The organism is Enterococcus sp. AZ009 (assembly GCF_050548785.1).
Classification (GTDB): domain Bacteria; phylum Bacillota; class Bacilli; order Lactobacillales; family Enterococcaceae; genus Enterococcus_D; species Enterococcus_D entomosocium.
The window spans coordinates 203,819-227,467 of record NZ_CP172960.1; the positions used below are offsets into that span (position 1 = coordinate 203,819).

At 43.9% G+C, this 23,649-nt stretch carries 23 protein-coding genes; 21 read left to right on the forward strand and 2 right to left on the reverse strand.

Annotation, left to right across the window (positions count from 1 at the left end):
* Window positions 1–4: 4 nt before the first annotated feature.
* Window positions 5–268, forward strand: a complete 264-nt coding sequence (locus IGJ74_RS00955) for a hypothetical protein (RefSeq protein ID WP_005232670.1) — start codon at window positions 5–7, stop codon at window positions 266–268.
* A 183-nt stretch (window positions 269–451) separates the two neighbouring features.
* Here the strand turns inward: IGJ74_RS00955 and IGJ74_RS00960 are convergent, their stop codons facing one another.
* Window positions 452–1,945, reverse strand: coding sequence for a helix-turn-helix domain-containing protein (locus tag IGJ74_RS00960; RefSeq protein ID WP_218192987.1), 1,494 nt, complete (start codon window positions 1,943–1,945; stop codon window positions 452–454).
* A gap of 591 nt (window positions 1,946–2,536) precedes the next feature.
* Between IGJ74_RS00960 and IGJ74_RS00965 the strand changes: the two genes are divergently transcribed.
* From IGJ74_RS00965 to IGJ74_RS00975, 3 genes are all read left to right on the forward strand, one after another.
* Window positions 2,537–4,042, forward strand: a complete 1,506-nt coding sequence (locus IGJ74_RS00965; protein WP_218192986.1) for a peptidoglycan DD-metalloendopeptidase family protein — start codon at window positions 2,537–2,539, stop codon at window positions 4,040–4,042.
* Between the two features lie 495 nt (window positions 4,043–4,537).
* A complete protein-coding gene (locus IGJ74_RS00970) occupies window positions 4,538–4,942 on the forward strand; it encodes a hypothetical protein (protein ID WP_061053586.1) in 405 nt (134 codons plus the stop codon).
* A gap of 289 nt (window positions 4,943–5,231) precedes the next feature.
* Window positions 5,232–6,725 (forward strand): helix-turn-helix domain-containing protein, encoded by a 1,494-nt coding sequence (locus tag IGJ74_RS00975; RefSeq protein ID WP_223347152.1) that lies wholly within the window; start codon window positions 5,232–5,234, stop codon window positions 6,723–6,725.
* A 232-nt stretch (window positions 6,726–6,957) separates the two neighbouring features.
* Here IGJ74_RS00975 and IGJ74_RS00980 read toward each other — a convergent pair whose 3' ends face one another.
* A complete protein-coding gene (locus IGJ74_RS00980) occupies window positions 6,958–7,335 on the reverse strand; it encodes a DUF7006 family protein (protein ID WP_005232663.1) in 378 nt (125 codons plus the stop codon).
* Between the two features lie 552 nt (window positions 7,336–7,887).
* On the opposite strand from IGJ74_RS00980, the gene IGJ74_RS00985 reads away from it, so the two are divergent.
* From IGJ74_RS00985 to lacD, 17 genes are all read left to right on the forward strand, one after another.
* Window positions 7,888–9,375 (forward strand): phytoene desaturase family protein, encoded by a 1,488-nt coding sequence (locus tag IGJ74_RS00985; RefSeq protein WP_218192985.1) that lies wholly within the window; start codon window positions 7,888–7,890, stop codon window positions 9,373–9,375.
* An 11-nt stretch (window positions 9,376–9,386) separates the two neighbouring features.
* Window positions 9,387–10,493: a glycosyltransferase gene (locus IGJ74_RS00990; protein WP_218192984.1), complete on the forward strand. Its 1,107-nt coding sequence runs from the start codon at window positions 9,387–9,389 to the stop codon at window positions 10,491–10,493.
* Window positions 10,494–10,499: 6 nt separating this feature from the next.
* Complete coding sequence (locus IGJ74_RS00995) at window positions 10,500–11,018, forward strand: glycosyl-4,4'-diaponeurosporenoate acyltransferase (RefSeq protein WP_218192983.1); 519 nt, start codon at window positions 10,500–10,502, stop codon at window positions 11,016–11,018.
* 296 nt (window positions 11,019–11,314) lie between these two features.
* Entirely contained in the window at window positions 11,315–12,379 is a 1,065-nt protein-coding gene (locus tag IGJ74_RS01000; RefSeq protein WP_218192982.1) for a trifunctional transcriptional activator/DNA repair protein Ada/methylated-DNA--[protein]-cysteine S-methyltransferase, read from the forward strand.
* Between the two features lie 299 nt (window positions 12,380–12,678).
* Window positions 12,679–13,107, forward strand: coding sequence for a MarR family winged helix-turn-helix transcriptional regulator (locus IGJ74_RS01005; RefSeq protein ID WP_005232643.1), 429 nt, complete (start codon window positions 12,679–12,681; stop codon window positions 13,105–13,107).
* A 10-nt stretch (window positions 13,108–13,117) separates the two neighbouring features.
* Window positions 13,118–14,080: a ring-cleaving dioxygenase gene (locus tag IGJ74_RS01010; protein ID WP_061053593.1), complete on the forward strand. Its 963-nt coding sequence runs from the start codon at window positions 13,118–13,120 to the stop codon at window positions 14,078–14,080.
* A gap of 13 nt (window positions 14,081–14,093) precedes the next feature.
* Complete coding sequence (locus IGJ74_RS01015) at window positions 14,094–14,987, forward strand: VOC family protein (protein ID WP_218192981.1); 894 nt, start codon at window positions 14,094–14,096, stop codon at window positions 14,985–14,987.
* A gap of 17 nt (window positions 14,988–15,004) precedes the next feature.
* Complete coding sequence (locus IGJ74_RS01020) at window positions 15,005–15,613, forward strand: flavin reductase family protein (protein ID WP_016611541.1); 609 nt, start codon at window positions 15,005–15,007, stop codon at window positions 15,611–15,613.
* 13 nt (window positions 15,614–15,626) lie between these two features.
* Entirely contained in the window at window positions 15,627–16,223 is a 597-nt protein-coding gene (locus IGJ74_RS01025; protein WP_086316771.1) for an alpha/beta hydrolase, read from the forward strand.
* A gap of 647 nt (window positions 16,224–16,870) precedes the next feature.
* A complete protein-coding gene (locus tag IGJ74_RS01030; protein ID WP_008376461.1) occupies window positions 16,871–17,302 on the forward strand; it encodes a PTS sugar transporter subunit IIA in 432 nt (143 codons plus the stop codon).
* 2 nt (window positions 17,303–17,304) lie between these two features.
* Window positions 17,305–17,580, forward strand: a complete 276-nt coding sequence (yajC, locus tag IGJ74_RS01035) for a preprotein translocase subunit YajC (protein ID WP_008376459.1) — start codon at window positions 17,305–17,307, stop codon at window positions 17,578–17,580.
* Window positions 17,581–17,599: 19 nt separating this feature from the next.
* Window positions 17,600–18,082 (forward strand): PTS N-acetylgalactosamine transporter subunit IIB, encoded by a 483-nt coding sequence (gene agaV, locus IGJ74_RS01040; RefSeq protein WP_005232625.1) that lies wholly within the window; start codon window positions 17,600–17,602, stop codon window positions 18,080–18,082.
* 26 nt (window positions 18,083–18,108) lie between these two features.
* Entirely contained in the window at window positions 18,109–18,915 is an 807-nt protein-coding gene (locus IGJ74_RS01045) for a PTS mannose/fructose/sorbose/N-acetylgalactosamine transporter subunit IIC (protein ID WP_005232623.1), read from the forward strand.
* A complete protein-coding gene (locus tag IGJ74_RS01050; RefSeq protein ID WP_008376454.1) occupies window positions 18,905–19,933 on the forward strand; it encodes a PTS system mannose/fructose/sorbose family transporter subunit IID in 1,029 nt (342 codons plus the stop codon). Before IGJ74_RS01045 ends, IGJ74_RS01050 begins: the two co-directional genes overlap by 11 nt.
* A gap of 214 nt (window positions 19,934–20,147) precedes the next feature.
* Complete coding sequence (locus tag IGJ74_RS01055) at window positions 20,148–20,882, forward strand: GntR family transcriptional regulator (protein ID WP_005232618.1); 735 nt, start codon at window positions 20,148–20,150, stop codon at window positions 20,880–20,882.
* A gap of 178 nt (window positions 20,883–21,060) precedes the next feature.
* Window positions 21,061–22,230, forward strand: a complete 1,170-nt coding sequence (locus tag IGJ74_RS01060; RefSeq protein ID WP_086316772.1) for an SIS domain-containing protein — start codon at window positions 21,061–21,063, stop codon at window positions 22,228–22,230.
* Between the two features lie 185 nt (window positions 22,231–22,415).
* Entirely contained in the window at window positions 22,416–23,411 is a 996-nt protein-coding gene (lacD, locus tag IGJ74_RS01065) for a tagatose-bisphosphate aldolase (RefSeq protein WP_303394005.1), read from the forward strand.
* Window positions 23,412–23,649: the final 238 nt, after the last annotated feature.

Here is a 23,649-nt window from a genome sequence, read left to right on the forward strand (position 1 = left end):
AAGAATGTTACTTTTACATGTAGTTTTTGGTCTTTTATCTTTTGTCGGAGCAATGATGCTGGGGGTGGCCTTTAAAGGGCAGCTGCGAGAGCTTTCAAGGCTTCAGCAATGGGCAGTCGGTTTGAGTTATACGGGCACGCTGTTGACGGCGATTTTGGGGATCTTGTCTGCATCTTCTCATCCAATCATCGTACTCATGACCCTCGTAGGCGCACTGGCTTTTACGAAACGGACATTTTTAAGTGCAGATCAATCCAAAGAGCAATGATTGCTGATAGTAGCAGCGTAGAAGGAAAAAGCGTACTTGATTCATTGGAAAAGTCCCATATAAAGCTGCTTCCACTAAAAAAGAACAGCTTTATATGGGAGGATTAGTCAGGCGTTCGTTTAAAGGCGACAAGGAAATATCAATTCTCTTTCTTTGGAGAAGCGGCGTGAATGATTGGAATTACTACGTATTATCAAGAACGACCAACCGCAAAATTCTCGGATTGATTCGATTCAAAAGATAATTCCAATCGGCAGCGTCGGGTATTGATTTTAATAAGACACTTTCAACATCCAGTAAGTATTCAGTGGCGTATTCGGAGTAGTTAGTAATGAGAAAATTAATGTTTTTTTCTTTTAAATACTCGTGGGAGAGTTCGTTTGAATCAGGGTAGTACATTTCATGATAAACGCCAAGATATTTTCGGATAATACTTTCGGCGTACTCACAAACATACTCGTTACCTTCAAAAATAACAGCTATAGTTCTCCGTGTGCCCCAATTCTCTTCAATGATGGCTTCCATGTGGAAGGTGAGACTTGCACAAAAATCATCCAATTGGTCGAAAGAATAGAGTGTTTTCACAAGAGGATGTGAGAGCAAAAACTGGCGATTTTTTTTATATTCAGCCGCAAATTTCTCTTTGACGAAAGCATTCAAATCATCGATGTTGACGTTCATCGTTGGCGATAACAACTCACGAAGCTTGAAAATAGTAAAGAATGACTCTAACCAAAGCAAATCTTTTTGTTCATCAAAGCTGTTGCCGCGATTTTGGGCATAGAAATCAGCAGTGATTTGTTTGATCGCGGGCCAGTGGTTATAGTTAAGACAAAACGCTTTGCTTGTTTCTAGATCGGTGTTGAGTTTGCGACGACAAATGATGCAAGTCAGAAGATAGATTGCTTCTTCTTGAGGAAACTCAAAGGTAAAATAACGCTGGATAATCTTTTTAAGGTCCTCATAATTTGAAAGTAAACCATTTTTTTTAACTAACTCGCTTAGTTCTGGAGAGGGGGCAGCAAGTAAACCGCGTTTGCTGCGCTCCACGCTAATATAAAGGATATAAGCAAAATAAGAAAACGAAGAGCTCTGTAAGGCCTTCGTTTCCAAAAGGTCAGTGATTTCCATCACCGCATCTTGTACATGGATCGAGGGAAATAACGTGTGGACATTAATGTCAGACTCGTAGTAAAAAAGACAGAAAAATTTTCGTATATCGATCTCCGAACCTGCCAAAGAGACGGGATCCGTTTTTATTTTTAAACCGAAAGGGGATAAAAATGGCTGTATTTTCCGGAAGTAGCTGATCAGCGCTTGTTCAGAAATATTAAGCGTTAAGCTCCAATCAAAGAGGGTTTGCTGCTCATCATAAAAAATACTTTCTAAAATCTGGAAAATCGGTTCATCTTTTATCAGTTCTTGCTTTTGCTTTCGATACCTATCATGATCGATTTCTTCAAAAAGATACCCGATTTTTGCTGTATGGATCGCCATAGCCCCTTTAAAATACTCTCGCAAGCTAGCAATGTCAGTAATCAACGTACGCGTACTGCTCTCGGTCACTTCAGCGAGTTCTCCCAGTGTACGGGAGGGACTTTTCTCAAATTCATTCAACAATTGCAGCCAGCGAATCAACGTGCGATTTCGCATGAATTTTAATTGAAATGTTTTCATGTCAGCCTCCGAAAAATAAGTTTAAATAATTATAGCATAATCATTTACACAGAGAATGAAACGTTCAACTGTTAGGCGTTCTTGCCACAGTGCCTTGAAGGCTCTGACTACCAGCAGAACATTTCCGGGAATATCAATCGTTCACGGTAAGTATAGCAAGGACCTGAGAAACCAATTGCCAAAAATCATACATAAACTTGAGAAAACGAAACGCTAATAGAAAGGCTCCAAACGCTAGATAAAAAGCTAATGAAGTAAGAAAAGACGATAAAAACACAGTTGTTCAACTGGCAGTTGCCCATTTGAACAACTGTGTTTTTTTCTGATGACGCCAGAGGATCTTAGGCAACAGAAAGTAAAAGCTGCAACCCAGACTCGATAACGAATTGGATGCAAAACGTGATCCTTTACCAGTAGACCCATTCTTCCAACAACTCGTTTTCTTTGACAAGCACGGGAGTCATTTGCTTGAGTCGAAAAAACGAAGCGTAGTATAATAAAAGAGAATTGATATTTATTTACTATTTGGATGACAACATGTTTTTTTGATAGAGGTTGTTAAGTGAAAAAAGGAGAGAAAGGAAATCGCCTATGAAGCATTCGCAAAAAGGGGTAGCGCTTCTTTTGGTTTGCGGACAACTTTTAGCTGGTGTGCCAGTTTCAGCTGCGGTTGTTGCATCGGAAGGTACGATCGTTGCCCAAACATCAGAAACAGCTGCACAAGAAAGTGACAGTAGCAGCACAGCAGGGACGGTTGAAGAAACTGCTCCAGCAGGGGAAGGACAAGTGTCCGATTCGGAGCAAGGATCGGCACCTGTAGAAAGTGTACCAGAAGGATCTGAGACAGCGCCGGAGGGAACAGAGCAAACCGAAGAACCAAACCCAGATCCTCAACCGACGCCAGAACCGAACCCAGAGCCAGAGCTACCGAGTAAGCCAGAGCCTTCTCAGCCAGAAGAACCAACCCCAGCACCGAAACCAGAAAAACCAACACAGCCTGAAGCGCCCAAACCTGAGACGCAGCCAGAGAAGCCCCAACCGTCAAAACCTGTAGAAACGCAACCGACACCAGAAGAAAATAGGGGAGCAAGTCAAGAAACACCGGCGGCTGTGTCTCCGATCATACCACCAAGTACCCAAGCACCAAGCGGGCCAAGTCAATCCGATCCTATAACGCAGCAAGGTAGCGAAACGAGCTTGACGGTCACACCAGTAAAAGAAGTGTGGGATTTTATCCAAGAAATCGGCGAAGATGCTCGGGAAATTGGCTTGAAAAATGATTTGTACGCTTCTGTCATGATTGCACAGGCTATTTTAGAATCAGGTGGCGGGCAAAGCAGACTGAGTCAGGCGCCGTATTTCAATCTCTTTGGTATCAAAGGAACCTATCACGGACAGGGTGTTGCCTTTCGGACACAAGAAGATGATGGTTCGGGAAATCACTACACAATCACGGCAACGTTCCGCCAATATACTGGCTACAAAGAGTCATTGATGGACTATGCTCGTTTGTTGAAAGAAGGGGTCGGGCAGCAGTCTGATTTTTATAAAGGCGTATGGAAATCAGAAGCGACTTCTTATCAAGAGGCTGCCCGTTATTTGACTGGTCGGTATGCCACAGATACGACGTATGATCAAAAGCTGACAGCTTTGATCGAAGCCTATGCGTTGACTCGTTATGATCAGAAAAAACCTGATGTGACCGCAAGTGAGACGTATCTTTTTCCTGTTGAAAAAGCCGTTGTCACTTCTACCTTTGGTCCACGTTGGGGAAGTTTTCATCGAGGTGTTGACTTTGCCGCAGCGTTTGGGACACCCATCATGGCGAGTCAATCTGGAACGGTCATCCGTTCAGAGGTTCATCCTTCTTGGGGGAATTATGTAGCGATTCTCCATGAGGACGGGATGACGACACTCTATGCTCACAATCAACAGAACCTTGTGAAGGTTGGTCAACAAGTGGAACAAGGAGAAACGATTGCGCTCATGGGTAGTACGGGCAATAGCACAGGCGCACACCTGCACTTTGAAGTCAGTGCATCGCCTAGTTTGAGCCAAGCGAAATTGGTCGATCCAATCGCTTTTTTAACAAAATAAGGATTGCCGAAAAGAGAGTATCGTGGATACTTTCTTTTTTTGTCTTTTTCCAGCAATTTTTTGGGAGCAACAATTTTAATTTTTTTTTCATGAAAACCGAAAAAATGTTTAAAAAAATCGTGCATAGATTCTTTATAATTTTCACATAACCGTAACAGTTGCTAATCCATAAACTGGCGTGAGCAGATCGGTCAACCAGCAGCACAAATGGTAGGTTCGAATGCTATTGATGATGAGCGGAGAAGCAAAATCGTTACAGTTGTTACCCCTACGAATAAAAAATTGCTAACGAAGTAGGGGAGCGAATAATCAGGAAGTGCATCAATTATAAGTCTATTCCTTTTTTTCTAATCAGTATTGATCGTTGAAAAGAACTAACAAGAAATGATTAACCATAAAAAAGTAGAAGAGATAAATGAGCTGCTCTTTTTTTCTGTTAAACGAAAAGAATGTTTTACACAGTGATGCATAAAATAAAAAAGAGGGGAACATTTTATGAGAATAAATAAAACGGATTTTGAGGCAGTGATGGCCAATAGCGAATTTTTAGACTATTACTGTCAATTATTTGAACAAAACGGTGAACGATCCGTCACAGATAAGCAATTAGAAAAATTACACTATTTGATTCAAAAGCAGGTGGCACTAACGATTCAAAAGAATGCGAGCTATTCCTTTTTTACACAAACATACAAGCTGCCGCAAACACTCGTAAAGGATTACCAACTGTTAGCGGAATGTACCGAGAGGCTTTCAAAAATAGAAATGGATCAGTTGATACCCAAACAATTTATTGAACAGGACTTTAACGTGCAGATGAAAAAAGTAAGTCAAGAAACGCAATATGAACAGCTTTTAAACATCATGACAGACACATTTAGACAAATAAAGAAAACATAGGTGATTTTCAACATAGCAGCTTTTTTTCAAAATGAAGCAAATGATACAAAGAATTTTCTTATTTCTTAAGCAGAATCTGATGAAAGCAAAAGCGAAATCCTTGCACTATTTTTAATAGCCGATAAAATAATTGTTATAAGACAGTAGTCTGGACACAACGCTTTTTTTCATCAGTCTATGAAAAAACCGATTTTTTATGTAGGATGAAAACCGATATAATGAGACTGCTTAGGCGCCTTTCATGCGTAAATTAGCCGCAAAAAAGAAATTCTTAGTAAGGAGCTTATGTTTGAAAAATTTTCAATTGAGTTTTGTCACAAGCAAATCGACCGTCCGATGGCTGCAGATTCTAAGTGAATTTGAAAAAAATGAAATTTGTAGTGCCAGCCATTTGGCTGAAGTAACAAGTAGTACTACAAGGACGATTGGCAAAGACATCAGTCAGATTAATGATTATTTCTGTGGGTTGATCCTGATCACTTCCACCAATCAAGGCTATTCGTTTGAACTATTTGATTATTCACAGTATGAAAAGAAAAAAGCCTCGCTTTTAGCGAATGAACCGCTCTTTATTTTATTGGAAAATATTTTTATTGGAGAGTTAAAGACGATCGATGAGTGGGCGGACTGCTTGTTTTTATCCAAGAGTACCTTATCAAAATACTTGCAGCGCATTCATGAACAACTGGCACGTTTTGATCTCCAACTAGCACTAGATCCCCTGAATATCGTTGGACAAGAAGCAGATATCCGCAATTTCTTCTGTACCTTTTTCTATGAAACAGATAGCACACCCCATACTGTCTTTCCGCCAGCTGCGGTCCAACAGGCAGTAACGGAAATCGGCAGGATGTTTGACAAAAATAGTTATCACACCGTTTCGTTTTCACAATATACGTATCTACTTTATATTTCGCTTGAGCGATTTATGCAAGGCAAAACTGTGCAAATCAACGACGAATTGTACCACGCCTTGCGACACAGTATTCAGCTGATGCACTTTCAGCGAATCAATGGCATTATTGAAAAGTACTTTCAATGTCGATTGACGAACGATGAACTTATCTTTTTGTTTGTTAGTATTATCACAAAGAAAAAACTGCAAAATGTGATCGTCGAACAAAAGTTTTGTCTTTCTTATAATCATTGGACCGAGATTCGCACGTTGACCAACGAGTTTTATCAGATGTTGAATGTATCGTCGAAAAAGCCTAAAGAAGATCAGATTCTGATCGAATCCTTTTTTACTTCTGCCAAATTGAAGGAGTGCTTATCCACTTCGGCCAATCGTAATATTTATGATGTGAATGCGTTTATTAAGAAAACTTTTTCTAAGGAGTTTGCTGCTTACCGAGAGTTTTTAGAAAGTAGTTGCGAGTACCACACCCTTTATTCTGTGGAGTATCTGACGGATTTTTGTGCAAACTTAGTGATTTTTATTGAATCTGTTCGAGAACGTCATTGGTTTCCCCGAAAAAATATCGCCTTTATCTTCGAAGGAAATAACAATATCGTTCAGTACATTGAGGGCTGGTCCAACCGCTATTTTAGCCGATCCCATCAAGTCTTTTATCCTGACTCAGGGGAAGTCAATGCTCAATATTTAGAACAAAATACCATTGATCTGCTAGTGACGAACTATGCCGAGCATGCGACCGAATTTCGAGATATCGTTGAATGTATCGTCTTCAAAACGATCCCTTCTTCTTCTGACTGGAATCGGCTGCTTGAACGGATCAATCCTAACGTCACCCGCCAATTTGCCCTAAAAGACCTCTTCTAGTTCCCCATTCTGTTTTGACCTAAAGAGTTGCTAGAAAGGGCCTTTTACATGAAAAGAAAGCATTTTTCCTTCACTGCTTAGACAGTGAGAAGGAAAGATGCTTTCTTTTTTAATGGCTTGACTCTCCGCAGCTGTGCAGGAGTGTGGGAAGGGGAAGTGGGGAATGCATCAGGTACGGATGCAAGCCTTTGGAACCAGCGGTTTTCAATTCAATCGATCAATGTGGGCGAAATCATTGGGCTTCACTTAAGTAAATCAAACTCCAAGGCGCCTTTTGGTTTAGCTGAAGACCGGTCAATTCCCGATAGAAACAGGTTTTGTCTTTGACCGTCAGCTGAATGATCTCTTCTTCCGTATACTCGTTTAGAGAAGAAATTTTTAAAACATAAAGTTCTTTTAGTATTTGCAGCTGTGCGTCGATATCTAAGAGCAACGACATTTTTTCGAAAAAAGTACCCTCATCTTGTTCATAGATCGCCAAGAATCGTTGGCGCAAAGAGAGATAAAAATTAAAGATTTTTGGGTGTGTATAAGAACAGGGCGAGTGGATAAATTCTACGTCAAAAAAGTTTACATATTCTTCGGCTGATTGGATCGTTTTTAAGTTCATATCAATACTCCTTATAAGTGTTAGGAAAAAGTGACAATACGTGTCATTATCAAAAAGAGTCACTGTTAAGCAATGTCTTACTGAGAAGGCCCTTTTGTTTTTTTTAATGATTGGGGGAAGGACTTTCGCTACATTCAATGTACAGGATATTCCAAATTGGCTCAAACGCGTTTTTTCGTAACCATACGAAGATTTGTTTTCGCTGGTATTAACGTCAAAAATGTTCAACTATTCTGATAATTGTTGTTATAAAAAGAATATTTTCGGAATGAGCGAAATGACTGGGTTTCCTTTCTTTTCCAGCAGGTTGTTTTTTCATTCGCTGAAATCATGGTTGAGAAAAAACAGCATCAGTTGACCGGTAGGCTCATCCCCGTCATTTTTTCAAAGGTGTGATACTATAGAATTATCTAGAAAAACGATCCTTTGATTCAAGTTGCCAATGCCAAAATAGTGCGAAGACACGCAGTTGCAGTGAGACGCAACCGTCTGTTTCGGTGAAAAGAATTGGCTAAATAGGGACGTTTATTAAAGCAAACGAGGAGCAATTCAATGAATGAGAAAAAAACAGTTGTAGTGATCGGCGGCGGACTTGGTGGTCTATCAGCGGCGGTCTCATTAGCCCAAAATGGCTTTGATGTATCATTATATGAAAAAAATCACCATTTAGGTGGCAAATTGAACCGACTGGAAACAAACGGCTTCGGCTTTGACTTAGGTCCTTCGATTTTGACGATGCCGCAGATTTTTGAAAAATTATTTACTGGCAGCAATCGCGATATGGCGGATTATGTTGCGATTCGCCGATTGCCATTGGAATGGCGCTCCTTTTTCCCCGACGGCACCAAGATTGATCTCTATGGCGATCTTGCCCGCATGGCAAAGGAAAACCCCCACTTGTCGGAAAAAGACATGGCAGAGTACCAAGACTTTTTGGACTATGCGCAAAAGATTTATGATATCACGGAAAAAGGCTATTTCGAGAAAGGCTTAGATACCACGAAAGAAATCTTGAAGTATCACGGCGTGATCAAAGCGCTGAAAGGCTTTGATTATTTCTCTTCCATGCATGATGCCATTCAAAAACGTGTCAGCAATCCGCAGCTGCAAGACATGCTGAGCTATTTTATCAAGTATGTCGGCTCGTCTCCTTATGACGCCCCAGCCGTCTTGAACATGATGATCTACATGCAGCATGCCCAAGGTGTCTGGTACGTGCCAGGCGGGATGCATCGGTTAGCCGAAGGCATCGTTCGCTTAGCAAAAGAGATTGGTGTGACCTTCCACACGGGACACAAAGTGGAAAAATTGATCGTTGAACAGGAACAAATCCGTGCCGCTCGTTTGGATGATGGCACGTTGATCGAAGCCGACTATTTTGTTTCCAACATGGAAGTGATCCCGGCTTATGAAGAGCTGTTAGAAGAAGCGCCGACCTTTACTCGAAAACTGGAAGAAAAATTTGAACCAGCAAGTTCTGGCTTTGTCTTGCACTTAGGGGTCAAAACCTCCTATCCGCAACTGGCGCACCACAACTTTTTCTTTTCCAATGCCTCAAAAGAAAACTTTGATCAAAATTTCCATCAGCATCAGCTGCCGGAAGACCCAACGATCTATTTGGTCAATGCCAACAAAACCGATCCGTCGCAAACAGTGGCAGGGCATGAGAACATCAAAATCTTGCCTCATATCCCTTATTTGCAGGATAAACCCTTTACGGAAGCGGAATACGATGCCTTTCGTGAACGGATCTTGATCAAGCTGGAAAACATGGGCTTAACGGATCTACGCAAGCACATCGTGTATGAAGACCGTTGGACACCCGAAGACATCCAAAAGAATTATTTGTCACATCGCGGCGCCATCTACGGCACGGTCTCTAATCGCAAGAAAAATCATGGCTTTAAACACCCGAAACACAGCGAACGCTACGACAATCTATACTTCGTTGGCGGTACGGTCAATCCCGGTGCCGGCATGCCGATGGTGACCCTTAGTGGCCAGCAAGTCAGTGAGATGATCACCAAAAGAGAACACTAAGATAAGAAAGGATGATGACTGTGTACCTGCTGCTCGCTGGTATTTGCGCTGCTTGGCTGGCAGGCTGGCTGATTTTTTTCCGCCTGCCGACGATACCCACCCGCAAGGAGACAGCCGCATCCAAAGACTTGAAGGAGAGGGCAGAATTGTCGATCATCATCCCCACCCGCAATGAAGCAGAAAATTTGCCGCAATTGTTGGCATCCTTGCAGCAGCAAACCCTTTATCCTGTGGAGATTTTGGTGGTTGATGACGGATCGGAAGACGAGACGATCGCCTGTGCCAAGCGCTTCGGTGCGACGGTCTTGCAAACCGCTGCCGATTCTGCTGGGAAAGCGGCGGCTTGCTGGTTAGGCGCCTCACAAGCGGTGGGCAAGTATCTATTATTTTTGGATGCCGATACCTTCTTTCTAGCAGAAGATGGCTTAGAGCGCCTTTTCGCTGCGTATGAGGAGCGATCGGGACAAGGCCTGCTCTCGGTGCAGCCCTATCATCAAACGAAGCGCCTGTATGAACAATTATCTGCCGTCTTTAATGTCATCTTACCTGTCGGGTTGAACCGCTTTTCTATCGTAGGCGAAAAACTCTCAGCCGGCGGCGCCTTTGGTCCGTGTATCTTGTGCAGCAAAACAGCGTACCTTCAAGCCAATGGGCATCAGGACATGCCACAAGGAATCTTAGATGATCTAGCATTAGCGAGACGCTTTAAGAAAAAACGCTTGCCGATCACCTTGTATGGTGGAAAAGACCTGTTGGCCTTTCGGATGTATCCAGCTGGTGTTCGTCAACTTGTTCAAGGCTGGACGAAGGACTTTGCCACTGCTTCGCAATTCACTCACCCTTTGATCATGGCGGGTGTCATCTTGTGGATCAGCGGCGGCATTGGGGTACTGGCGGCACCGTTTCTGATGGAACCGCTTTGGCTAGGACTGCTTTTTTATGCTGCTTATTTTGGACAAACTCTGTGCTTTGCCCGCCGTGTCGGCAACTTCAACCGAGTCTTGCTGCTTTTTTTCCCATGGTACTTTCTTTTTTTCCTAGGCTTATTTGGTTGGTCATGGATCCAAACCCATTTGTTGAAATCCGTGACCTGGAAAGGACGAAAAATCAATTTATAGGAGGCGATGCACATGCCGCTGATCACCTTATCTCCACTGCTCTTGCTCATTACAGACAGCTTGGCTTGGCTGCTGTTTCATCTAGGCATCTCGTTTGGCTTGCGCAAAGTCAGTGATGCTTTTTTTGAACGTCATGCCAACTGGTTCCGTTCTTTTGCCTTTGAAAAAGGCGGCAGAATCTGGGCGGAGGTATTTCGTATTCGTCAGTGGAAAGACAAATTGCCCGACGGCACTGTGATTGCCAAAAAAGGCTTTGACAAATCTCGCTTGGCTCAGCAACAAAAGGACTATCTGGAAAAATTCGTCATCGAAACACGCCGAGCAGAGCTGACCCATTGGCTGCTGATTGTTCCAGCACCGTTCTTTTTCCTCTGGAATCCTACGTGGGCGGGCTGGGTGATGATCGCCTATGCGTTATTGGCAAACTGCCCATTCATCATGATCCAACGCTATAATCGCCCCCGTTTGGAGCGAGTCTTGCTGAAAAAAAGTGCCCTGCAAGTCAAGCAGAAGGCGACGGTCTAGGTTCATGTAGGCGTTGCTTTTAAGATTCGCCGAAAAATAGGCAAACGGGAAATCAAAAGGATCGGAGGATAACTGCCTTCGATCCTTTTTAAAAAATTGGTGTTAATTTTTATGGGATGCGTCAAGACCATTCTTTGTACACTAAGGTCATTCAGAGGAAAGGGTGATCGTATGTCATCAGAAGGATGTGGGCAAATTTTCGACCTGCCTTTGCAGGCTGCTGCATTGGTTGGTCGTGTGTTTGGACAAGCACAAAGTATTTTTGTAAGTATAGAAAAGAAGGAGGGATGCGCAAGATGATTGAAGATAGCCGTCAACGGGACCACTATTACGACATGCTGATTGAAAAAAATTCCCAATATGAAGGGATTTTTTACGTTGGAGTAAAAACCACCGGCGTCTTTTGCCGTCCTACCTGTCCAGCGAAAAAACCGCTCAAGAAAAACTGCGAGTTTTTTCAGACGGCACAAGAAGCGTTGCTGGCGGCGTATCGTCCCTGCAAACGATGTCGCCCGCTCAGCTCACCTAGCCACTTATCCCCTGACGTGAAAAGCCTTGTGGAAGCGGTGGAGAGGAACCCGGAGAAAAAGTGGACCGACAAAGATTTTGAAGTGCTAGCGATCCATCCCAATACTGCACGTCGACAATTTAAAAAATATTTTGGCATGACCTTTATCGAATATTCCCGTGCACGCCGTTTAGGGTTAGCGTTCAAGCAGATTCGTGAAGGAGAACCGCTGATCCAAGCACAATTAGAAGCCGGCTTCGATTCTGGCAACGGCTTTCGAGATGCGTTTTCCCGGATTATGGGGGAATTGCCTTCCAACAGCCGTGAAAAAACGATTCTTTCTTCTGCTTGGCTTGAGACCAAGCTGGGATCGATGCTGGCAATCAGCGACCAGCAGCAGCTTTACTTGTTAGAATTCGTGGATCGCAGAGGGCTAGAAACGGAGATTGCTGTTTTGAGAAGCCGCTTGAATGCAGTGATCATTCCGCAGCAAACAGCAATCATTCAGCAACTCAAGCAAGAACTGACGGAATATTTTGCAGGAAATCGAACTGTTTTCACGATTCCAATTGCATTGATCGGCTCCGATTTTCAGAAAGCCGTCTGGCAGCAGCTGTTGGCGATGAAGATTGGAGAAACATACTCCTACAAACAATTGGCACAGCGAATCGGCAATGAAAAAGCCACCCGAGCTGTTGCCAACGCCAACGGAAAAAATCAATTGGCGTTGATCGTTCCATGTCACCGTGTCATCAATAGTGATGGTAGTATCGGCGGCTATGGCGGCGGTGTCGAACGCAAAAAGTGGTTGCTGGCTTTGGAAAAGCAGGTCCAGCCGACTGTAAAGATTTGAAAAAGAGATAACTATGCGTGGGAATCAGCGCTTCATCGATCAGTACATGGAATGGATCGAATCCTCTTCAGTAAAATATATATTTAGCGGAACTCATGGAACCTTTCATGAGTTCCGTTTTTTATTAGATTTGAAGGAGACATAGAGAAAAGGTGGGACCTTCGTTAGTGTCTAACCGTTCTTAACCTCTATAAAAATAAGCATTGAATGATTTTCTTAAACAACCAAAGCATATCTTTTTACAACTTACAAAAAGTAAGTTATGATTATCTCGAATTCGAAATAAAGAGGTGAGGAAAATGGCGCATCAAGAAGAAGCGCTCAAAGCGTACATTGGTTTGCTGCGTACGGCGAGTCGTTTGGAACAAGTGGCAAAAAAAGATGTTCGTTGTTATGGCTTAAATATCACAGAGTTTTCTGTACTGGAATTGCTTTACCATAAAGGCACCCATACGACGCAAGCCATCAAGGAAAAAATTTTGATCGCCAGCAGCTCGACAACCTATGTAGTCGATCAATTAGTCAAAAAAGGCTGCGTGCGCCGGGAACCTAGCCAAGAAGATCAACGGGTAACTTACGTCAGGATTACGGAAGCAGGCAGGGCATTGATGGAGAAAATTTTTCCCAGTCATGCACAAAAGATTGCGGCGAGTTTTTCCGAACTCAGCAGTGAAGAATTGCAACAATTAAAAACAATTTTACGAAAAATAACTTACGATCAGAAATGAGGAAAAGAAAATGAGAAAACAAGATCAATTATTAGGGGTACACCATGTGACGGCCATGACAAGTGATGTGGAACGGAATTACCATTTCTTTACAGATGTGTTAGGGATGCGTTTAGTGAAAAAAACCGTCAATCAAGATGACATTTATACGTACCATACCTACTTTGCGGATGATTTAGGGTCACCGGGAACGACCATGACGTTCTTTGATTTTCCCAATACCGCTCGCGGCAGCAAAGGAACCAACTCGATCACCCGCACTAGTTTCCGAGTACCCAGTGATGCTGCCCTTGATTATTATGCCGCACGCTTTGATGAATTTGAGGTAAAACACGAAGCAATCACCACCGAATTTGGGAAAAAAGTGATGCGTTTTTGGGATTTTGATACGCAAGCTTATCAATTGATCTCTGACGAACACAATACTGGCGTGAAAGCTGGTACTCCTTGGAAAAAAGGACCGGTTCCTACTGAATTTGCGATTTATGGCTTAGGTCCTGTCGAAATGTCTGTTTCTTACTTGGCAGATTTCAAAGGGCTGCTGGAATCCGTTTTTGATTTCAAAACCATTGATCAAGTAGATAATCGCTATTTGCTAGAAGTCGGTGAAGGCGGCAATGGCGCTCAAGTCGTTTTAGTGGAAGATACCACGAGCCCGCAAGCGCAACAAGGCGATGGCGAAGTGCATCATGTCGCTTTTCGCTTAGCTCACCACGACTCATTAGCAGTTTGGCAAGAAATCTTTGATAACTTGGGATTGGCCAACTCCGGCTATGTGGATCGCTACTATTTTGAATCCTTGTATGTGCGCATCGGCCATATTCTTTTTGAACTAGCAACAGATGAACCAGGGTTCATGGGGGATGAGCCATACGAAACATTGGGTGAGTCCTTATCATTGGCACCATTTTTAGAAAATCGCCGTGAATACATCGAAGGAGTCATCAAACCCTTCAATACAAAACGCGCCTAAGGAGGCACACAGTATGCAACCCATTCAACAGATCCACCATATTTCAGCCATCGTAGGCGATCCGCAAACGAACGTTGCCTTTTACCGCGACGTGTTGGGGTTGCGCCTCGTCAAACAAACCGTCAATTTTGATGATCCCTACACGTATCATCTTTATTACAGCAATCAAGCGTTAGAAAATGGGACCATCATCACTTTCTTCCCTTGGGCAAATGCCCATCCTGGACGAGTAGGAAGCGGACAAGTCGGCACGATCGCCTTTCGTATTCCTAAAGGCAGCAGTGCCTATTGGCAAGAACATTTGGTGAAACATCAAGTAACTGTCCAAGAAAGTACATTGTTTGATCGGCCAACGTTAGAACTTCATGATCAGCATGACCTGTCTTTGGCGTTAGTCGAAGCCGAAGAATCGGCGGAAACACCAGCGATTGTAGGCTTTCATGGGGCCGTCTTGCTTTCGGCACAACCAGAAGCGACCATTCAAACGCTGGCAGATGATCTAGGTCTGAACATTTTTAACAAAACAGAGAAAAGCACCCATCTTCATACCGCAGGCACCCTCGCTCATGAGATCGTCGTGCCCCATGCAGCAATGCCAGCAGGGCGCTGGGGTGTCGGCACCGTCCATCACATCGCGTGGTCCGTGCCAACGGAAGCAGTGCAAAAAGAGTGGCAAGAATACTTGTACGATCAAAGATACGGAGTCACTGAAATCAAAGACCGCAACTATTTCAAAGCCGTCTATTTCCAAGAAAGGGGCAACATCGTCTTTGAGATCGCAACAGAAACCCCGGGCTTTTTCGTTGATGAACCGTTGGAAACGTTAGGACAGCAGTTGATGTTGCCAGCCCAATTTGAAAGCCGTCGTGCAGAGATCGAGGATCGCTTGCCAGACTTATCGGTTTAGAAAAAAGGAGACGCTGTATGCACTATTTAGATCCCAAGAATTTGACCCAACGAGAAAATTATAAACTACTGATCGGCTCCATCATTCCACGGCCAGTGGCAGTGGTCAGTACGCAATCAGCCGATGGTATCGTCAACATCGCCCCATTCAGTTTTTTTAACATCGTCAGCTCAGAACCCGTGATCCTCTCGTTGGCTATCCAGCGTAAAGAGGGGGAACTGAAAGACACCGCCCGCAATCTGTTGGCGACAAAAGAAGCCGTCGTGCATATTTTGGATCAAACAAATGTCCAAGAGGCCAATAAAACCGCGGCATTATTGCCCGCAGACCAAAGCGAGTTGACGGTTTCTGGATTTACCACAACGACATCGAAAACAATTGTCGTTCCTGGCTTGAAAGAAGCCAATGTACGCTTAGAAACGATTCTGCATCAACACGTACCCATCAAAAAAGACCAGCAGACCACTGCCGATCTCTTATTGTTGGAAGTCGTCGGCTACCAGATTGCAGAGGATGTCTATCAAGATGGCAAGATCGATCCCCGTGCCTTACAAGCAGTCAGCCGGCTAGCGGGAAATTCTTACGCAACGATTGGGGAGATTTTCGATATCAAACGACCAAGTTAAAGGAGGAACTTCGATGAAAGCAATCTATCAACAAGGAGCAGCTGACGCACCAGTTTTGGTGCTGCTCCACGGCACCGGTGGCGACGAACAGTCGCTGCTAGAAGTAGGCAAAGCCCTTGATCCCCAAGCATCACTATTAGGTATTCGCGGGAACGTTTTAGAAAACGGCATGCCCCGTTACTTCAAACGCCTAGCTGAAGGGGTGTATGATGAAGCCGACTTAGCACTTCGCGGCGACGAATTAGCCGATTTTATTCGGCAAGCCGCCAAAGAATACAACTTTTCGTTAGCGCAAGTGGTACTGGTGGGTTATTCCAATGGCGCCAACATTGCCATTCGCTTATTACTAAATGATAGTGACCACTTCAAAAAAGCGATCCTCTACCACGCCATGTATCCAGTCGAGAATGTACCGACGAATTCCTTGCCTGACACTCATGTGTTTATGAGTTTTGGCAGAAACGATCCGATCGTTTCCCTAGCTGACAGTGCTTACGTCCAAGAGATCTTTACCTCGCGGGGCGCAGTCCTTTCAACCGTTTGGACCCCGAGTCATCAGTTAACGTATGAAGAAGTTGAACACTCGCGCACGTGGTTGACCAAACAATAAAGCAGTGCCCATTTCCTAATCAAACAGCGATCCTGCTGGTTGGTTAGGTTTTTTTGTTTCACGTGAAAACATTGAACAGAGAGTAGATCAGCTCCACCAAGATATGCTTTACATTAGTTCTGTTAGTATGGGTGGTTTTTATATTCTTAAAGCTTCTAGATTATAAGGTAGCTTGTTATCTCTAACCTGTTTAAGTTAATAACATGAATTATTCCTAAAAAAAATGGTAATACAATTTAATAAAACACATAATGGAAAATGAGTTTGGTGATGATCAAAACCAGTTAGGGATTATACCTAGCTGGTTTTTTTATTATGGAAGCAGATTTGTTGAAAGTTCCTTTATTTAACAACGTTGATTGTTGTATCGATGAATGGCGGAGTGACTTGTGGTTCTTTAGATACCAAGACTCAAAAACCAGTGAACGTACTTGTTAAAAATAACATTAAGGTCGTTCCCTTGATGGATTTCAATACCTTTATCAATTGGGTTATTAATTGATAATCATTGTTTTGGCGCCATTTTTCGTATTTAAAGATAACAAAGACATTTTTATATAAAAACAAAAAATTGTTGACAGACAAAATGAAAGCGTTTATATTGGGTATGTGGTTACTACCAGTTGAGAGTAAGGGGAGGACATAAGATGCTTGGTTTGGTTTTAACAGGTCATGGAGGATTTGCGCAAGGGATGGAAAATGCGCTTGCGATGATTGCAGGGCCGCAAGAACAGTTTCTAGCAGTGTCGTTTTTAGAGGAAAATCCGTTAGCTGACTTTGAAAAAGAGTTGCAAGGAGCAATCGATCAATTAAAGGAAACCTGTGATGGGGTCGTGATTTGTGCAGACCTTGTAGGCGGGACCCCTTTTAATGTTGCGATGACCGCTGCCAATGAGGACCCGCAAGTCGAGGTCATCGGCGGCATCAATCTACTGCTGCTAGTGGAAGGTTCGTTGACTAGATATACGGCAACTGATCCAGAGCGTTTTTGTCAAGAACTGGCAGAGATTGGCAAGAGCGGTATTTTTCACGGAAAGATCAAAGGCCATGAGGAAACCAATGAGGAAGAAGGGATTTAACGATGTGGGAAATGATCTTAGCAGCCTCAATCGTGGTGCTTGTTTTTCTCTTTCTCTTTTTGGCGGTCTCATCTTTCTTGAATGGGAAACATCTGAAAAAGCAAAAAGGCTATTTCGCTGAATTGCAGCAGTCCTTGAAAAAGGGGCAGAAAATTAAATTATACGGCGGCATTATTGGGGAGATTCAAGCACTTGGGAAAGAGACGGTCGATCTAAGGGTGAAATCGGGAACGGTGATCGAAGTAGAACGCAGTGCGGTTGCAGAAATCATGCAGTAAATAGAAGGAGGACATATTTATGGGAGAACCAAATATTTTGTTGACGCGAATCGACAATCGGTTGATTCATGGGCAAGTTGCCACCCAATGGAACGGTACGTTGGGGGCAAATCTAATTTTAGTGGCAAATGATAAGGTCGCCAAAGACAAAGTCAGACAAGGGTTGATGGATATGGCGGCGCCAGCTGGCGTCCAAACGAGGTATTTCTCGATTCAAAAAACCATCGAGATCATTCATAAAGCATCGCCAAAACAAAAGATTTTCATGGTGGTTGAAAATCCTCAAGATGCGTTGAAATTAGCTGAAGGTGGGGTGCCAATCAAGAAACTCAACATTGGGAATATGCATATGTCAGAAGGGAAAAGACAGGTTGCTACGACAGTTGCCGTCGATGAAGCAGATGTCGATGCCTTTAAAAAACTGAAGGAAATGGGGGTGCAATTAGTGATTCAGCGGGTTCCAACGACACCTGTTGAAGATGAAAAGAAATTATTTCAGTGATGCAGAGGTAAGGAAGGAGAAAGAAAATGGATTACACGATTTTTCAAATCATTTTAGTCTTCATAGTTACATTCATTGCCGCAATCGATCAATTTAGTTTTTTAGAATCATTGTACCAGCCCATTGTTACTGGGATGGTTATCGGACTTATTCTTGGAGATCTTCAAACCGGCTTGATCGTTGGCGGAACCTATCAGTTAATGACGATCGGCAATATGCCGGTGGGCGGCGCGCAACCGCCAAATGCGGTGATTGGCGGAATTATGGCAGCAATCTTAGCGATCACGCTGCAGCTGGAACCGACAGTGGCCGTCGCTACGGCGATTCCGTTTTCTTTGCTTGGGCAATATGGGGTGACGATTATCTTCTCACTAATGTCGCCAGTGATGTCAAAAGCTGACAGCTACGCCCATGATGCCAATACGAAGGGCATTGACCGGATCAATTATTTAGCGATGGTGGGTCTTGGAACGATCTTCGGCTTGATTGTGGTCTTATTCTTTATCGGCGGTGCTGCCTTCGGGAATCAGGCGGTCGCAGCGATCCCTCAATGGTTGATGGGTGGGCTCGGCGCAGCTGGGGGCATGATGCGGTATGTCGGTTTTGCGATTTTACTAAAAGTGATGGTTTCCAAAGAAATGTGGGGCTTCTTCTTTATGGGGTTTGGTTTAGCCACGATCGTAATGGCGGCACCTTCCTTGCAAGGACCAGCCTTGATCATTCTAGCCTTTATCGGTTTTGCATTAGCCTTTTGGGATTATCAAATCCAGTCCAAATTTAAAGTAGCAACAGCCAATACCTATGATTTCGGAGGCGATGAAGATGGCATATAATATTCCCGATTCTTATAGCGAACAAGCGCCCGCAGAACAACTGGATAAAAAGACCTTGAACAATATGGTCTGGCGTTCCTTATTTCTACAAGCCTCTTTCAACTATGAGCGAATGCAAGCAGGAGGCTGGTTATTCAGTATTTTACCGGGATTGAAAAAGATCCACAAAAATGAAAAGGACTTGGCTGCTTCAATGAGCCATAACCTAGAGTTTTTCAATACTCATCCATTCCTCGTGAACTTTGTGATGGGGATCATTCTATCGATGGAACAAAACAAAGCCGATATTCCCATGATTCGGGCAGTGCGAGTCGCCGCGATGGGACCGCTAGGCGGGATCGGTGACGCGTTATTCTGGTTCACTCTGGTACCGATAACAGCTGGTATCACAGCCAATATGGCGATCAACGGCAACATCGCTGCACCGTTTATTTTCTTACTGGTATTCAATGCGGCCCAATTTGGTTTACGGTTCTTCTTGATGCATTGGTCCTATCGTTTAGGGACAGATGCGATTGGGATCTTAACGGAAAATGCCAAAGAGTTCACCCGAGCAGCGAGTATTTTAGGGATTTTTGTTGTCGGTTCCTTGACCTGCGTGTATGGGGCGACGTCTTTGGATATTCAGATCCCTAACGGTACTACCAATGAAGTGACACAAGCGACGACGATCGTGGACGATCAAGCAGCCATTGCCGCTTACGAAGACATGCTGTATACCACGGATGAGAATGGACAATTGACCGACACACTGCAAGAAAATGCGGCGGTCAACGAATTGGCTAACGGCAAATATGAATTGACGTTTAACAAAGTCAACGAAGTGCCCGTGACGATCGATATTCAAAAAATCCTCGATGGGATCTTACCGCAAGTGATTCCATTGACCATCACACTCATGCTGTATTTCTTCTTATCAAAACGCGGCTGGACGCCGTTGAAATGTATCGCTTTGCTGCTAGTGATCGGCTTGATCGGTTCTGGCTTTGGTCTGTATCCATCCATTTGGCCGCAATAAGCAAGCTAGCAGAAGAAACGGCGCAACACGTAGGAGGAGTTTTGCTAAGCAAGCAAAAGCTGACTTTTCAGCTTAGCTCGTGCTGGCAATTGGTTCATTTTCCTGCGTGAAGAGATGCAAGTTCAGGAAACAGAGCCCCTGTAGACGATTGTTTGACACGCCTATCGGGAAATAGTACACTCGTTATGTGGTAGTAACCAGTTTGGAGGGGCTTATGAATATCAATAAAAATCGACAACCATTATACGATCAATTGTTAAATTTACTGATTGAAAAAATCGAAAATGAAATGGAAGCAGACACGATGCTTCCCTCAGAAAGAGAACTGTCAAAGCGCTACGGGTTAAGTCGGACCACCGTTCGCTTGGCACTACAGGAGTTAGAAAAATTAGGCTATATTTATCGCCAACATGGTAAAGGAACCTTTGTCTCGGAGATCCGCAAGCAGGCAACCAATTTATCGGGTTCCTATAGTTTTACCGAACAGATGAAAGCACTGGGGAAACAACCGGAAACTAGAGTATTGGCATTCAAAAAAATGGAAGCGACAAAATATTTTGCCACTCAGTTGCAAGTTTCCATTGGCGAGCCGATCTACAAGTTAAAACGATTGCGTCTTGCTGATGGCCAACCGATGATGATCGAGCGTTCTTATCTGCCCGTCAAGCGCTTCATGAATTTAACGAGTGAGATGATCGAGCAAAAACCATTGTACGATATCTTCCATGAAGATTTTCATCAAGTGATCCGCCTAGCGGACGAAGAATTTTTTGCCAGCATTGCCAGTGCGAAAGATGCGGCATTGCTAAAAATCCACGAAGGTGCGCCGGTGTTGAACCTGGTACGCAGCACGTTCAATATTGAAAATGAAGTGATCGAATACACCTTGAGTGTTGCTCGAGCAGACCAATTTAGATACAAAGTCCGCCACTTGCGTAACGACGAGTAGCGCATTTCCTAGACAGTCTGAAATGATCCGCTCGAGCAAAGAAAAGGTGTGTATTCAAAACCAGTGAGGTCGAGGAAGTTTGCCCTTTGGGTGATCGCTAAGTATTCATCCAAGACAACGCTCCTCGTACCGTCAATGGGAATACATACTGGAAAACCAGCAGCTAGGAGGAAGAAAGATGTTTCAACTGTCAACAAAGGAATTAGCAGAATTAGGTGCGGAGATTACAACAAGAGAAATCAAACAACAGCCAGAACTGTGGCAAGAAACCTTGACGATCTATCAAGAAAAGCAAGAGGCGATCGCGGCTTTCTTACGTACTATCAAGCAAAAGACGGACAAGCGAATCCGCGTGGTCTTCACGGGAGCGGGGACATCGCAATATGTTGGAGATACGATCGTTCCTTACTTGAATAAGAACGGCGCAACGGTGGATTATCTTTTTGAAAGTATTGCTACGACGGATATTGTCGCTGCTCCAGAACAAGTTTTATTTGCGGATGAGCCAACACTGCTCGTTTCTTTTGCTAGAAGTGGCAATTCACCAGAAAGTTTAGCAGCGGTCAAAATCGTCGATCAATTCGTTGCGGACAGCTATCATTTGACGATCACTTGTGCAGCCGACGGATCTTTGGCACAACAAGCTGCCGCTGATGAAGCGAGTTATCTGTTATTGATGCCTGAGAGGTCAAATGATGCTGGATTTGCGATGACGGGAAGCTTTTCTTGCATGGCCCTTTCGGCACTGCTGATTTTTGACCAGACGCCTCTGGCGGAAAAAGGGCATTATGTTGAAACCCTTAGCCGGTTGGGGCAAGAAGTGATCGACAGAGAAACAGATCTCCAAGTACTGACGGACCGTTCCTTTAAGCGAATCGTTTACCTTGGTTCAGGCACGTTGTCGGGGTTGGCCAGGGAAGCGCAGCTAAAAGTATTGGAACTGACTGCGGGAAAAATCGCCACCGTGTTCGATTCTTCGATGGGCTTCCGTCATGGACCGAAATCATTCGTAGATGATCAAACCCTCGTCTTTGTCTTTGTCAGCAATACGCCCTACACGCGGCAATATGATCTTGATATGTTGGAAGAATTAAAGAGTGACGGCATCGCCGTCGCAGTGACCGCCATCGGACAGCCGGCAGCTGTGAATTTTTCAGGAACAAACTTTTTCTTTCCAGATGACACTTCACTGCCAGATGGCTATCTTGCCTTAGCAGACATTGTTTTTGCGCAAACGATCGCACTGTTGGCATCGATCAAAGTCGGTAATACACCGGATACCCCTTCGCCAACGCGTACCGTCAATCGGGTGGTCAAAGGCGTGACGATTCATCCGTATAACAACTAACGATGACTGAGAAAGACCACCACGAGCACGTATCTTTTCGTGTACGAAGTCGATACGTGCGGTGGTCAATCAGTCGAACGACTTCATCAATAGACATTTTTATACGTGCTGACAACCGTTTCGCCAACACTGAAAAAAGTGAGAGCGGTTGATTCTTTGGCATGGACAAAAAAGGAGGAATTTTAATGAAAGCAACCATAACGAAAGCCAAAAAAGCGGCAATGGATCGCCTGTCAACGAAAGAAGGAGTAATCGCGGCTTTAGCAATCGACCAACGTGGTGCCTTGAAAAAAATGATGGCAGCACTTGGCGTGGAGGCTGACGCAGAAAAAATCAGCCAGTTTAAAAAGCTAGTCTCACAAGAATTGACCCCTTACGCATCTTCTATTTTATTAGATCCAGAATATGGGTTAGCAGCTGCGCAAAGCCGTGATCCAGAGGCGGGGCTTTTGCTGGCGTATGAAAAAACCGGCTATGATGCGACTACGCCGGGACGTTTGCCTGATTTATTAGGGGAATGGTCAGTTGAGCGATTAAAAGCAGCAGGCGCCGATGCCATCAAATTTTTGCTTTATTATGATGTAGATGAAGATGCCCAGATCAATCAGTTGAAACACGTCTTTGTGGAACGACTCGGCAGCGAATGCCAAGCCGCTGATCTGCCCTTCTTTTTAGAAGTTCTTTCCTATGATGCTAAGTTGCCTGAAGTCGACTCAAAAGCATATGCGCAACGCAAACCAGAAAAAGTCATCGGATTGATGAAGGAATTTTCAAAACCACAGTACAAAGTCGATGTGTTAAAGGTGGAAGTACCAGTCAACATGAATTATGTGGCAGATTTTGCCAAGGAAGAAGCCGTGCATACCAAGGAAGAAGCCGCAGCGTATTTCAAAGCGCAAAGCGATGCGACGCATCTGCCGTTTATTTTTCTCAGTGCAGGTGTATCAGCCAGCTTATTCCAAGAAACACTGGTTTTTGCCAAAGAAGCCGGTTCAACCTTCAATGGCGTCTTGTGCGGCCGGGCAACGTGGAAAGACGGTGTTGATCCCTTTGTAAAACAAGGGACAGAAGCAGCCAAAGAATGGCTAGCAAGTACCGGAAAACAGCACATCGAAGACTTGAATGAAGTGATCCAAAAGACCGCTACTTCTTGGTGGGACAAAGTTACGGTCGAAGAATAGTTTTTTCGCTGTTTGACAAGAGAAATGGCCAATGATCAGACATCTTAAGGGCTTTTGAGAAGAAGTGCAGGCTTCTGACTTAAGGCTTTAAGGTGTCTTTTTCTAGTGAAAAAAGGTTGATAGTATAACGGATGCTGACCTCATTTAGACAAAAAAAGGTTAGCAAAAAAATTATGAAAAAAAGTCATGGCACTACGGATGATTTATCATAATTTTTTCATATAGACTAAGTTAACTT